Origin of the sequence: Spirosoma arboris, assembly GCF_009754945.1 — a bacterium.
GTDB classification, from domain to species: Bacteria; Bacteroidota; Bacteroidia; order Cytophagales; family Spirosomataceae; genus Spirosoma; species Spirosoma arboris.
Genome location: NZ_WPIN01000002.1, coordinates 679,049 through 693,561, shown reverse-complemented (window position 1 = coordinate 693,561; position 14,513 = coordinate 679,049). Strand labels below are relative to the sequence as shown.

Genomic DNA, 14,513 nt, shown 5'->3' with positions numbered 1-14,513 from the left:
ACCGATTAACCTCTTTGTGGTACAATTTCCCGCTTGGGGGCGCGAGACATTGATGAAACAGCCAATACAATCATTACGATGGCAATCAGCCAGGTTGCATATTTGAAATTATAGAGCAAACCAGCACCCGTTATCACAACATTCAGAATAGCTAACGGGATAAATGTTTTCCAACCCAGATTCATCAGCTGGTCATACCGGAAACGTGGAACTGTCCAGCGAACCCACATAAAAAAGAAAATGAAAAACAAAATCTTGCCAAAGTAAACGGCCACACCAATGGCTGTTGCTACATTATGGCCAGTTATAGCTCCCAAAGACTTTTCGAGCGCCTGACCAATCTCATTCATGAATGGATAATGAAAGCCGCCGAAATACAGAGCCGAGATAAACGCCGACGAAACAAACATATTGATGTATTCGGCGAATAAATAGAAGCCTAGTTTCATCGAGCTATATTCGGTGTGGTAACCACCAACGAGCTCTGTTTCGCACTCTGGCAAATCGAAAGGAGTACGGTTACACTCCGCAAAAGCGCAGGTCAGGAAAATGACGAAGCCTAAAGGTTGCGTAAAAATATTCCACTCAAAGAACGTAGCTTGTTCATTAATAATCTTCGAAAGCGACAGGGAGCCACTCATCATCAAGATGGCAATGAGCGATAGGCCCAGCGCAATTTCGTAGCTGATGTTCTGCGAGGCTGCCCGAATGGCTCCTAGCAGAGAGAACTTGTTGTTGGAGGCCCAGCCACCTACCATAATGCCATACACACCTAACGAAACAACACCGAAAATATAGAGTACTCCGATGTTGATTTCAATAGCTTGTACCGGAATGGAATACGTACCAAATTTGATCGTATCACCAAAAGGAATCACTGCGCTCGACATCAGAGCCGTAAGCATAGCTAAACATGGGCCCAGAATAAATAGCCATTTACTGGCCTGAGCGGGGATAAAATCCTCTTTGAAGAACATTTTGCCGCCGTCGGCAAGGGGCTGTAACAAGCCCCAGGGACCGGCTCGGTTTGGGCCAATTCGATCCTGCAAAAAAGCGGCTACCTTCCGCTCTCCATACGTAGAGTAGGCGGCAATACCCAGCGTTATCGCAAAAATGATAAGGATAATTAATCCTTTAACGAGTAATACGGTTAAGTCCATTTTTAGCGTGGTGTCAGGTTTAGGAACCCGACACATTTTAATGAGTGACGTATCGGGTAAAAAAAACCGATACCACATTAATAAAACTCCTCAAGGTTCTGGCTCCATTGCCGATGGTAATACCTTCGCGAAACGCTCTGGAGCTAATTGCTTAATATCCAGCTGCGACGTATCCCGTTCATCGTGAATGGCCTTGTATTCGGCAGCGGCTAAGCGTTGGCCGAAACTTGGTTTGATTGTGTCGGCCCGGTACTTATTAGCCGAAATTACTGAACTTCTAGAAATTTTCGTTGGCCCTTCGATAGTCCAATCGCTGGTTTTCTTCGTATCGAACCGGCAGGTGTTGCAGATAAACTCTACTACTTCGCCCCACTCATTTTTGCGAGCGGTTACCCGAATTACGTCTTCTCCTCGGTACCAAAGCGTAACCTTACCCGAACAGGTTGGGCAATCGCGGTGTGCATCGACGGGTTTCGAGAACCAAACCCGGTTTTTGAACCGATACGTTTTGTCTGTTAAAGCACCAACTGGACATACGTCAATGACGTTACCTGAGAAGTCATTATCGATAGCCTTCTCAATGTAAGTGCCAATTTCAGAAGCATCGCCACGACCTAATACGCCATGAACCCGTTTGTTCGTGATTTGGTCGGCAGTGTACACGCAACGATAGCAGAGTATGCAGCGCGTCATGTGTAACTGGATATACGGACCAACGTCTTTTTTCTCGAACGTCCGGCGATCCTCTTCGTAACGAGTTGTCGATTTACCGTGATCGAACGCAAAATTCTGAAGATCGCACTCACCAGCCTGATCACAAACAGGGCAATCGAGTGGGTGATTCAACAATAGAAACTCAACGACACCATTGCGGGCATCAATCACTTGCGGGCTGGTTTCATTTTCGACCACCATACCGTCTTGTACAGCAGTCAGACAGGAAGCCACCAGTTTAGGCATCGGACGTGGATCTTTAGCCGAACCAGCAGCTACTCGAACCAAACAGGCCCGGCATTTACCGCCACTACCTTTCAAGGGCTGGTAGTAACACATGGCCGGAGGAGCTACCGCTGGACCAATTTTACGGGCAGCCTGTAAAATGGTCGTACCAGGCTCAACTTCAACTTCTATTCCGTCAATTGTGACTTTTAGTAATTGCGGCTTTACGTCTTCCATATATCGTAACGCGGCTGGAAAGCCGCAACTCAGTTAAAATAATTATACGGCTTTCCGGCCGCATTACACCAATGCCATTTCGCCCCGATAAACTGCTCCCGGCTGAGTTGCCTCAGATGGATGATCAATATGCCATTGGAACTCATCCCGGAAGTGTCGAATAGCACTGGCTACGGGCCAGGCTGCTGCATCACCAAGCGGGCAAATGGTATTTCCTTCAATCTTTTTGGACACGTCAACCAGCAAATCAATATCCTGCTGATGACCATGGCCATATTCAATTCGATGCAAAACTTTCTCCATCCAGCCTGTTCCTTCCCGGCAAGGGCTGCATTGTCCACAGGATTCATGGTGGTAGAATCGGGAGAAATTCCAGGTATTCCGAACAATACAAGATGTTTCGTCGAAGAGGATAAAGCCACCAGAGCCAAGCATTGTACCTGTGGCAAAACCACCGTCCGACAGCGATTCGTATGACATTAGTCGTTTCTCTCCATTTGCCAGTGTCAACGCTAAGTTGGCTGGCAAAATGGGAACGGATGATCCACCCGCTACCAATGCTTTGAATTTATGGCCCGGACGAATACCGCCGCACCATTCATCAGCATAAATAAAATCTTCGACCGGAACGCCGAGTTCAATTTCATAAACACCAGGTTTATTGATATGGCCTGAGGCCGAAATCAGTTTTGTTCCTGTGCTACGTCCGATACCAATGCCTGCGTAAGCCTCTCCACCATTATTGATAATCCAAGGTGTTGTGGCGATGGATTCAACGTTGTTAACAACAGTTGGAGACTGATATAAACCTTTTACAGCTGGAAATGGCGGTTTATTCCGTGGATTGCCGCGTTTGCCTTCTAATGATTCCAGCAGTGCGGTTTCTTCACCACAGATATACGCTCCACCACCTGGCTGTACCACTAGCTCAAGGTCGTAGCCACTGCCAAGAATATTTTTACCCAGAAATCCCTTTGCTTTTGCTTCGGCAATGGCTTTTTCAAGGATATGAATTACGTACATCAATTCACCACGTACGTAGATGAACGATTTGTTGGCGCCTAGTGCAAACGATGAAATAATCATTCCCTCAATAAGCAAGTGAGGGATATTTTTCATTAAGTAGTGATCCTTGAACGTACCCGGCTCCGATTCATCGGCGTTACAGACGAGGTAACGGGGAACTCCCTCTGGTTTAGCCAGAAAGCTCCATTTCATCCCCATCGGGAATCCGGCCCCACCCCGGCCCCGAACACCTGCTTTTTTCACTTCTTCGACAATAGACTCAGGAGTCAACGTCTTCAACGCCTTTTCGACAGCCGTATAACCACCCTGCTTCCGATATACATCGAAAGTTTCGATACCGGGAACGTTGATATGTTCAGTTAAAATCTTGGTAGCCATGAGGAAGGTTATTTCGACAGTTCGTCAATGATTTCGTCCACGCGCTCGTTGGTGAGGTGCATGTAATACTTCTCCCGAATCTGAAACACGGGACCCATGCCACAAGCTGCCAGACATTCTACTTCTTTAAGTGTAAACTGACCGTCTACCGTTGTTTGACCGGTGTCGATTCCAAGTCGTTGTTTCAGGTGAGCGTATACTTCTTCACCACCCATCAGGCAGCAAGGACCTGTCCGACAATATTCGATAACATGTTTACCAACCGGATTGAGGTGGTACATGGTGTAGAATGACGCTACCTCATAAACCTCAATAGGCTGGATGTCGAGCATCCGAGCTACGTAATCCATACCTTCAGGACTCGTCCAGCCTTCCTGCTCCTGCAACAAGTGAAGCAAGGGCAATAAGGCTGATTTCTGTTTTCCTTCGGGGTAGCGGGCAATGATTTCCTTTGCCTTTTCCACCCGTTCAGGCGTGAATTGTACGGCGGAGTTGTTGTCTGTTATCATAGGTTTCGGCAGGATTTACGCATCCAGCTCGCCAGCAATTACGTTCATGCTACTCATAATCACAATGGCGTCTGACAAGGTCAGACCTTTGCACATTTCTGGGTATGCCTGATAATAAATAAAACACGGACGACGGAAGTGTAACCGGTAAGGAGCACGGCCACCATCGCTAATGAGGTAAAAACCTAGTTCACCATTGCCGCCTTCGACAGCGTGATATACTTCGCCAACTGGCGCGTCGATTTCACCCATCACAATTTTGAAGTGATAGATGAGGGCTTCCATATTTTTATAAACTTCCTGTTTGGGAGGCAAGTAATACTGAGGTGCATCGGCATAATAGGGACCTTCGGGAAGGTTATCCATCGCCTGCTGAATAATGCGCAGGCTCTGCCACATTTCCTCATTCCGAACCATGAACCGGTCGTACGTATCACCACTTTGACCAACTGGAATATCGAATTCAAAATCCTGGTAGGAAGAATATGGATTCATGACACGAACGTCATAATCAACGCCAGCCGCCCGTAAATTAGGCCCTGTAAATCCGTAGCTCAATGCCCGTTCTGCCGAAATGCCACCAACACCAATAACCCGATCCATGAAGATCCGGTTACGATTGAACAGGTTTTCGAACTCGGTCAGCACTTTTGGGAAACGAACCAGCAATTCTTTGATCTTACGAATGGCAGTAGGGGAGAGGTCTCGCTCCATACCGCCGATACGTCCCATGTTAGTGGTTAAGCGGGCTCCGCAAACTTCTTCGTAGATTTCGTAGATATTTTCCCGTTCCTGATAGATGTATAGGAAGCCTGTGAAAGCGCCCGTATCAACGCCCAGAATCCCGTTACAAATGAGATGGTCGGCTAACCGGGCCAATTCCATCAGGATAACACGAATGTACTGTGCTCGTTTAGGAATATCGATGCCCAACAATTTCTCGACCGTCATGTGCCAGCCCATGTTATTGATGGGCGATGAACAATAGTTCATTCGGTCGGTCAACGTTGTGATCTGATAGAATGGCCGACGCTCGGCAATTTTCTCAAATGCCCGGTGAATATACCCAATCGTCTGCTCACCCGACACGATCTTCTCGCCGTCCATTTGTAGAACGTTCTGGAAAATACCGTGTGTGGCGGGGTGAGTAGGTCCGAGGTTAAGCGTAGTCAGTTCATTAACGTACTGAACCGGCCCTTGCTCGGCAGGCAGATTTTTATTCGCTATATCGAGTTCTTCAGAAACCATATTTTAAGAGCGAAAGAGCGAACGGATGGAAGTACGATTTAATCGTTTTTTCATCCGTTCGCCATTTATTATCGTCCAAACAATGCATCAATTTTATCTTCCCGCGTGCCGTCTTCCAAGGGGTACTCTTTACGCATGGGGAAATAATCCATTTCTTCCATGTTTAAAATCCTGCGTAGGTCAGGATGGCCATCGAAGATAATACCAAATAGATCAAAAGTTTCACGTTCCATCCAGTTTGCACCGGCGAAAAGAGGGGTCATTGTTGGAATGTGAACATCATCGGCAGTCAGATAAACCTTAATTCGTAATCGAAAATTGTTGGTTAGGCTGTGTAAGTGGTATACAACACAGAACTCTTTGCCTGCAGAATCAGGGTAATGAATCGCCGTAATGTCGGTCAGGAAACCGAACTGAAAAGTCTGGTGCCCCTGCAGGTAGGTGATAAGTGGAACGATCTGATCGCGACTGGTAGAACAGGTCAATAAGTCATACGGATCGTCGAAATCCGTAACTGCCTCACCAAACTGGTTGATAATTGTCTGCGCAACTTCTTCGTTGGTCAGCATTGTCAATGAGTGAAAGAGTGAACAAGCAAGTCAATGAAGGATGCAGGCGGGATGTCGCTCATTCAACCTTCACAAATTCGCTATTTATTGAATGCTATATGAATTCAGTAAGTGCTGATATTCTTCTGTATTCCGTCGACGCAATGATTCGTTCCTTGCTAATTCCTGTACTTGTAGCACGCCATCCAGAATCTGCTCTGGACGGGGAGGACAACCTGGTACATATACGTCGACTGGAATGATGCGATCAATTCCCTGTAATACACTATAGGTATCAAAAATACCCCCACTAGAAGCACAGGCGCCAATGGCAATTACCCAACGCGGCTCCGCCATTTGTAAATAGACCTGCTTAACAATAGGACCCATTTTTTTCGCAATCGTACCCGCTACAAGCAACATATCGGCCTGACGTGGAGAAAAACTGGGGCGCTCAGCACCAAAACGACCTAAATCGTAGTGAGAAGCCATGGTTGACATAAATTCAATACCACAGCAGGAAGTTGCAAAGGGAAGAGGCCAAAGCGAATTTGCTCGTGCCAGACCAATTATTTTATCAAATGAAGTAGCCGAGAAACCCGGACCATCATAACTCGCGGGGGATTCGGCCAACTTAATGTCTGCTGCCATAAAAAACACGGTCCGCTGTTGCGGTTGTAGTTAGTTAGTATAACAACGAATAAATATGTTCTAAAATTCATTCATCGGGCTCTATTCCCACTTGAGAACGCCCTTGCGGATGATGTAATAGAATCCTGCCAGAAGTAGGCCCATAAAGAGCACCATTTCAACAAACCCTGTCATACCCAACCCTTTAAAATTAACGGCCCAGGGGTATAAAAAGATTACCTCTACATCGAACAAGACGAACAGGATAGCAATCAAAAAGTACTTGATGGAAATTGGGGTACGGGCATCTCCCTGAACAGGAATCCCACACTCAAATGGATCATCTTTTTTCTGGCTATGGCGCTTTGGTCCAAGGGCATGGGTAGCAATCATTGTGGTTATGATGAAACCAAGCGCTAAACCAAGCTGGATAAGTACCGGCAAGTAATCGGCCGGAACATAGGTTGTGTTCATACTAATGAGTTGAGAAGACCAGCGCAAATGTAGCGATAAAACCGATAGGCACGCGATAGCAAGTCGGCTTCATACTACACCAAATATGTGTCAAATATACAACAATGGCTTGTTTTACCAATGCCTGATACACAGACTAAACCTGCAAAGAACAATAAAAGCCTCTCGGTTAAGAAAGGCTCTGGCTATAAAAATAAGTAGAACTATTATCGATTGATAATAATGCGTCGGGATATGTCAAATCCTGCCGAACGCACACGAACTAGATAAATACCCTGGGCTAAGCCTGTAAGATCAATAGCTTTACGTTCGTCGAGAATGGGCACCTGAGTCGAGAAGAGTTTTTGACCACTCAACGAGAAAACATCAATATCCGCATTTTTTAAATTTTCAAGCGTTTCAACTGTAATTGTTCCCGTGCTTGATGGATTTGGATAAATACTTAAGCCACCATTTCCCCGGTCAAAGGTGAATGCTTTAGGGGCGCTATAGTCTGAATAACAGGTTATGCTATTCCCATTCGTTAAAGTAAAGGTTGTTTTTGTGCGGGCCGAATAGTTGGCTGATACAACAACTTTTATCGCAGCACTGTTTTGGGGAATAACTTCTCCACCACCTCGTTGCCAATCGAACAAATCAGGTTGACCTCCTGTAGACGTAGGCAATACTGCCTGTAGAGTATAGGCACCAATTTGTTCAATAGTAGGTGTAGGAACTTTAGGACGTACTGTCAGGCTAATAATAGCGGTTTGGGCGGATTTGCAACCATATACATTTACTGCCTGCAAGGAATAAGTGCCGCTTTTAGTTAAAGCAATTGTTTTGCTAATACTAGTTGTTGTACTGAGGCTCCATAGGCCCGTACTATTAGCAGACGTATTCGCAATCAATGATAACGTTGAATCTGCACAAACCTGCTGCTGATTATCAACTACTATTCCTGGTTGACTGGCGAGCGAAATAGTTGGCGTTGCTGGTATAATTGGGGTTTGTATATCAATTTCTGGCGACAGATATGTATTCCCGACCTTGTCTTTTAGTACAGCACTGTATTTGCCTGGTTGATTGACTGTGATTGTTTGTGTTGTCTGACCCGACTTCCAAGTGTACGATTTGTATGAGCTAGGTAAACTAAGTGTCAAATTGCCGTTGGCTGTACCACAAGTGACCACAATTGTTGGCTGAGGGAGTGGAGGTAATGGTCTTGAGCTAGCAAAAAAAACTGAATTTAGGCTTGAAAACCAGGCTTGAGCTAAATCGTTTAGTCCTTTATCGCCGGGATTATTTGTTGTTCGGTTACCAAAGTGAACAATATCAAAGCGAGGGATTTGGATATTGTCGGTAAAAGGGCCTGCAAAAACATTGTTGTTATACGTATTAATAACATCGTTTTGCGCCTGAATAATATCCTGGCTGACCTGCCCATCATTATAGGATGACCTGGCCAAGACCCATGCAGGGTAACGCTCTGTATCAGCGCGTGTTTTATTGACTATGTACTGCATATTATCGGCATAGTCTTTACGAGTAGAATGGAGCGGAACATTATCCGTTTCACCTTGCTGCCACAATACTGCACGTAAGCCCTGAAGTGAACAATAGTAGCGAAGAGCAATCACTAAATTGGCGTATGGCATTCCAGCCGGAAAGTTTTCGTCGGGAGTACCAATTGCAAAAATATTTTTAGCAAGCAGACCATCGGCACTATCATGCCAGTTTTTAATAACAGTAGCAGACCAGGCGGTATTGATAAACAAAACAGGTACGCCGTATTGCTTTACAATTAGATCACCTAAGACACCCCAGCACCATGCACTCTGACCACGTGGTCCAATAATCGACGTGGCACTAAGTTGCTGGAAGGTTGGAGCTGGAGGGTCGGCTAGAGAATTAGCCGTAATATTATCATAAGATACACAATTGACCCGATCATCTGCAGCACCTAACGCACCATAATCCTGGAAGCCTTGTGCATTGGATTGGCCAGTAATAATAAACACTTCACCAATGCCAACTTTACGAACTACGTCAGTGCCAATGGCTGAACCTTTAACGAAAGCCTGAACTTCCAGACGATACCAGCCTCCTTTTGCACGTAAGGAACCTTGAAAAATACCCCCTTGTGGATTTCGCTGAATAGTTATCCAGTCCGTATTTAAACCTTGTCCGCTTTCTTCTGCCTGTACACGAGCCTGGACACTGTCGACAGGCTGATAAATACTTCCTGACAAATAGATTGTGCTGGTATTATCGTTTTCACGTTGAAATATAGCCCTACTTTCTGGGTAGGTAATTTTGAGTACTTGACTACTACCCTGAGCTGACACTCTTAAATTAAGAGCAATTAGCCCCAATAATAGCAAGCATACTAAAAAATAGTTATTCTTCATTTGGTATTTATCGATAATCCCTCTTTGTGGCGTTATTGTTGCTGAAAATGTCAACTAATAACGTTAGCAAAAATCAGACCGCTCTTACCAAACCTTCCGTAGTTCATTGACTGGCAAAGGCTATCTCGGTAAAATGCAAATTTAGAGCTGGTTTCTATGATTGAACGGTCTATATAGGACTAATATTACAACCCAAGGATAATTCGTTTAGAAACGTCGAAGTCAGTAGCCTGAACACGTAAAATATAAGAGCCTGATGGCATACCTGTTAGCGTAAGCCGCTGACGATCTATAAAAGAAGGGACTGTGGTTATCAGAACCCGTTGGCCTGTAAGCGTATAAATCGTAACAATGGCATTTGTCAAATTATCGCGAGTCTCGAGTATGAGAACTTTGTCAGGATTTGGGTTTGGATAAATACTCAATCCCTTATTATTCGCATCAACAGTAAACGAAACAGGTGCTGATGGAAGTGAAAAACAGGTTAACGTTGATGAATAAATAATCGACGAACGAGCTGTATAAGTACCCGACTGGCTAGCCTTAATGGTGGATGATTGAGTTGCCAGCGAATCATTGCCACGGCGCCAACGAAAAACAGTACCGTTTGTAGAACTAACTGCTTCAAGTGTATAAGTGCCAATAATATTCACAGTCGGTGATGGGGGAATGGGTCTTAATTCAACCGTTGTTGAACCTGATTGTGCTGATAGACATCCATTTGCATCCCGTATTTTAGCAGAGTAAGTACCTGCTGTTGTCGTGACAATACGCTGTGTCGAATCGCCAGTACTCCAGAAAACGGTATAAGGGCCATCAACCCGTAATGTAACCTGATCTCCTTCACAAATGATAGGAGATGGATTTGCCAAAATGGTTGGAGTTGCTGGTAAGGGATTAGCTTTTACTGTAATTATAGATGAATAGGCTGAAAGACACCCATTTTGGTCCTGAGCCTGCGCTGCATAATTACCCGATGTACCAATGGTAATCGCTTTGTTGGCCTGTCCGCTTGACCAGATTACATCAAATGGACTATCTGCAATTAATGATACACGATTACCGTCACAAAATGTAGTCGCTCCAATTGCTGAGATAGACGGTACGGCCGGTAAGGAATTTACTTTGAGTGTAACAACATTGGATTGTTCGGATGTACATCCATATTGGTTCCGGGTACGAACGGCAAAATCACCCGACTGACTCAGTGTTATACTTTGACTTGTCTGACCATTAGTCCATTGATAAGTAGTTTCTTGTGGAGCCGTTAGTGTAATTGTACGATCTGCACAAAAAGTCGTTGGACCATTGGTTGTAATAACGGGCTTTGCTGGCACCGGGTTAGCGGTTACTACTATCGTATTTGAGGTAGCAGATGTACAACCATTTTGATCAGTTACAGTGAGGAAATAAGAGCCTGAAGTTCCAACACTTGTAACTTTACTGGTTTGGCCATCACTCCAATTGTACTGGACATTATCACTACTGGCACGCAAAGCTGTATTATCCCCCTGACAGAATGTCGTGGGTTTATCATTTGTAATTGTGGGAGTAGACGGTAATGGATTGACCGTAACATTAAGCGTATTTGAGGTAAAGTCGCAGCCACTTATATCACGGTAACGGATGTAGTAATTCCCGGCAGTGGTTGTATTGAAGGCTCGTGTTGTAGCTACAGGTGTATTTGTTGACTGATTTATCCAAGTTACATTGTCATAATTGCTGGTTAAGGATAAACTGCTGCCAATACATACAGATGGTGGCCGGTTATCAACAACTAATGCTACCGGAGCGTCGGATACGCGTACCTGTGCAGAGTAGAAGGTGTTGCCTAAACCATCTTTAACTTTTGCCCGGTAGAGACCCGCTCCTTTTGTAATCGTATTGCCCGATTCTCCCGACTCCCACTGCACGGTCGGATAATTACCATCAACGGTCAGTCTCAGGGTATTGTTGCCAGCGCAGGCAACTGAAACTGTTGGAGATAGAGCTGGACTTATTGGCGTCGCATTTTGGAAAAACGCATCAGTCAAACTATTATTCCAGGCAGTAGCTATGTCAACAAGGCCGTTATAATCGAAGTGTAAACCCTCTGGATCATTCAGCGGATCACGTTTGCGCGGCACCTGGATGATATCACTGTTAGGGCCTGCATACACATTAGGTGTAGCGCTAATAACCTGATTTTGGGCTGCGATAATGGCTTCATCTATACCGCCAATAAAATCACCATAACTAACCCGTGCTACCATCCAGGCCAGATTTTTATTGTAATCTTGACGAGTTTGATTGATAACAAACTGTAAATCGTTGACGTAAGAACTGGTTGACGTATTGATCAGGTTATCGGCTTCTCCCTGATGCCAGAGTACTGCTCTTGCGCCAAGCATATTTGCATAAAATTGCAGTGCAACTTTAAGGTTGATATAGGGTTGTCGCGCTGGATAAGCTTCTCCATTATAAACACTGACAGCAGTTCCGCCTTCAGGAGCACTTTCACGCCAGTTTCTGACAGCTGTCCCAGAGAACGCTGTATTAAAAAATAGAACGGGCACTTTTAAACGTTTAACTAAAATATCTCCTAATTGGCCCCAACACCAGGCACCTACTCCTTTAGGCGCAAGAATAAAATCTGGTGTATTGGTTAGCAGCGTAAAAACTGGTTGTGGAGGATCATTCGGAAAACCGTCGCTGGGATATTGATAATTCACACAGTTGACTAGGTCATTTTGTGGATTAGGCGAATTGTAGTGAACCCCTTGCCCATTAGACTGCCCTGATACAATAAATACCTCGCCGATCCCAACGCGCTCAACCGTAGTGATAGTACCTACCTGTTGATCCCCATTCATGGCACGAACATCAAGATTATACCAGCCACCAGTGCCTGTTAGGTCTCCGGTAAATACACCACCTGTTGGAGTGCCTTGTATTGTTTGCCAATCGGTCGAAGTACCCTGCCCATCCCGAGCCTGTAGCCGGGCTTCAATTCGCGTAAGTGAGGAGGTGTAATAACCTGAGATTCGTATAGTGGCCTGATTTGAATTATTTCGCTGAAGAATGGCTCGGGTTGTTGGGAAAGAAACCTGAATCTGTGCGTGTGCCCAAAAAGAGATTAACAGAAGTAACGCCGTACCGTGAATCTTAAGAAAATAGTTCATCATAATTAAAAACGTGACCAGCTGAGCTGACGGATTATTGATAGACCACTATCGATCTATCAGACTGGCTCAACAGTCGTCAGATTTTGCCAAATAATATCTTTTAACTCATTCAAGCCTTGTTGACTAACCGAAGAAATATAAACAACAGGCACTTTCTTGGGAACACTATTTTTGATTTGCTCCAGCGCATCAGCATCAACCAAATCGATTTTGGTGATGGCTAAAAGACGAGTTTTATCCATCAATTCCGGATTAAACTCCCGCAACTCATTCAATAGCGTATTGTACTCCTGCCTGATATCTTCAGTGTTGGCCGGAATTAAGAATAGAAGTATCGAGTTTCGCTCAATGTGTCGGAGAAACCGCAATCCTAGTCCTTTTCCTTGCGAGGCTCCTTCGATTATTCCAGGAATATCAGCCATGACAAATGACTTATAATCTCTGTAGGCTACGACCCCTAAATTAGGGACAAGGGTTGTAAATGGATAGTCTGCAATTTCGGGCCTTGCTGCCGATAAGACGGATAAAAGAGTCGATTTGCCAGCGTTAGGAAAACCGACTAAACCCACATCGGCTAGCAATTTCAATTCTAATACGACCCATTCTTCCCGCCCCGGTTCGCCCGTTTGAGCATGGTAAGGGGCTTGTTGAGTGGCTGTTTTAAAATGATCATTTCCTAAGCCCCCTCTACCACCTGGAAATAGAATAATCTCCTGGCCTTCTTCTGTAATTTCAGCCAGTTTTTTACCTGAATCAGGATCACGAGCAATGGTACCAAGTGGTACTTCCAGAATGACATCTTCGCCCTGAGCTCCCGTTCGCCGACCTCCTTCACCTGCTACACCATTGCCTGCCTTGACATGCTTTCGGTACTTCAAGTGTAACAGAGTCCAGAGTTGAGCATTACCACGTAGAATAATGTGACCACCTCGGCCGCCATCACCTCCATCGGGTCCTCCCTTTGGAACGTGTTTTTCCCGGCGAAAATGGACTGATCCAGCTCCTCCTGCTCCCGAACGGCAATTTATTTTTACGTAATCAATAAAATTTGATGAAGCCATACTTATCCTTTACCTCACAACCGCGACTCTTCAATTTTTTTGCAAATGGCCTGAAAGATATCATCGATATTCCCGATACCGTCTATGGCTGCAAACTTCCCCTGTTGACTATAATAGTCAGCTACAGGCATGGTTTCTTTATTATATACACTCACACGTCGACGGGCAGTGGCCTCATCTCGATCGTCGGGACGACCGGATGTTTCACCCCGTTTAAGTAAGCGACGAATTAGCTCTTCATCATTAACGACCAGGGCAATCATAGTTGCAATTGGCGCCTGATAGTGACTAAGCAATTGGTCGAGCGCTTCAGCCTGCAATACAGTACGTGGAAATCCATCGAAAATAAAGCCTGTAGCTGACTGATTTTCACGTAGTTTGTTTTCAATCATGCCAATCACTACCTCATCGGGTACCAATAAGCCGTGATCCATTAATTGTTTGGCCCGTAAACCTAGTTCTGTGCCGGCAGCAATTTGCGATCGTAACAAATCACCAGTTGATAGGTGAACTAAGTTATACTTCTGAATGAGTTTTTCGCTTTGGGTACCTTTTCCGGCCCCTGGTGGGCCAAATAGTACAAGGTTAAGCATCGGTGTCTTTGGGTAGTGTCGTGTAGTCGAAAAAAAATTGCGCCCGCAAAGTTACGATACCCTTGGGAAAATAATAGCTATATTCATTGATAGTCATGCTCTTTATAACTGGAAATAAAAAAAGCGTAGGTATCAAACCTACGCTTTTCCATTTTC

The 14,513-nt window shown here is 45.0% G+C and carries 12 protein-coding genes; all 12 read right to left on the bottom strand.

Annotated elements, in window-relative coordinates; translation table 11 throughout:
- Positions 1-5: 5 nt before the first annotated feature.
- A complete protein-coding gene (gene nuoH / locus GO755_RS06810; protein WP_157583967.1) occupies positions 6-1,160 on the bottom strand; it encodes an NADH-quinone oxidoreductase subunit NuoH in 1,155 nt (384 codons plus the stop codon).
- Between the two features lie 90 nt (positions 1,161-1,250).
- Entirely contained in the window at positions 1,251-2,336 is a 1,086-nt protein-coding gene (locus GO755_RS06805) for a 2Fe-2S iron-sulfur cluster-binding protein (RefSeq protein WP_157583966.1), read from the bottom strand.
- 63 nt (positions 2,337-2,399) lie between these two features.
- Positions 2,400-3,740 (bottom strand): NADH-quinone oxidoreductase subunit NuoF, encoded by a 1,341-nt coding sequence (nuoF, locus tag GO755_RS06800; protein ID WP_157583965.1) that lies wholly within the window; start codon positions 3,738-3,740, stop codon positions 2,400-2,402.
- An 8-nt stretch (positions 3,741-3,748) separates the two neighbouring features.
- Entirely contained in the window at positions 3,749-4,249 is a 501-nt protein-coding gene (locus GO755_RS06795; RefSeq protein ID WP_157583964.1) for an NADH-quinone oxidoreductase subunit NuoE family protein, read from the bottom strand.
- 15 nt (positions 4,250-4,264) lie between these two features.
- Entirely contained in the window at positions 4,265-5,497 is a 1,233-nt protein-coding gene (gene nuoD, locus GO755_RS06790; protein WP_157583963.1) for an NADH dehydrogenase (quinone) subunit D, read from the bottom strand.
- A 68-nt stretch (positions 5,498-5,565) separates the two neighbouring features.
- A complete protein-coding gene (locus tag GO755_RS06785; protein ID WP_157583962.1) occupies positions 5,566-6,066 on the bottom strand; it encodes an NADH-quinone oxidoreductase subunit C in 501 nt (166 codons plus the stop codon).
- Positions 6,067-6,150: 84 nt separating this feature from the next.
- Positions 6,151-6,696, bottom strand: coding sequence for an NADH-quinone oxidoreductase subunit B (locus tag GO755_RS06780; RefSeq protein WP_157583961.1), 546 nt, complete (start codon positions 6,694-6,696; stop codon positions 6,151-6,153).
- An 81-nt stretch (positions 6,697-6,777) separates the two neighbouring features.
- Positions 6,778-7,149, bottom strand: a complete 372-nt coding sequence (locus GO755_RS06775; protein ID WP_157583960.1) for an NADH-quinone oxidoreductase subunit A — start codon at positions 7,147-7,149, stop codon at positions 6,778-6,780.
- A 206-nt stretch (positions 7,150-7,355) separates the two neighbouring features.
- Positions 7,356-9,539, bottom strand: a complete 2,184-nt coding sequence (locus tag GO755_RS06770; protein ID WP_157583959.1) for a T9SS type A sorting domain-containing protein — start codon at positions 9,537-9,539, stop codon at positions 7,356-7,358.
- A 185-nt stretch (positions 9,540-9,724) separates the two neighbouring features.
- Entirely contained in the window at positions 9,725-12,703 is a 2,979-nt protein-coding gene (locus GO755_RS06765; protein ID WP_227686876.1) for a T9SS type A sorting domain-containing protein, read from the bottom strand.
- Between the two features lie 56 nt (positions 12,704-12,759).
- Positions 12,760-13,764: a GTPase ObgE gene (gene obgE, locus GO755_RS06760; RefSeq protein WP_157583958.1), complete on the bottom strand. Its 1,005-nt coding sequence runs from the start codon at positions 13,762-13,764 to the stop codon at positions 12,760-12,762.
- Positions 13,765-13,778: 14 nt separating this feature from the next.
- On the bottom strand, positions 13,779-14,357 hold the full coding sequence (locus GO755_RS06755) for an adenylate kinase (RefSeq protein ID WP_157583957.1): 579 nt from the start codon (positions 14,355-14,357) through the stop codon (positions 13,779-13,781).
- Positions 14,358-14,513 lie beyond the last annotated feature (156 nt).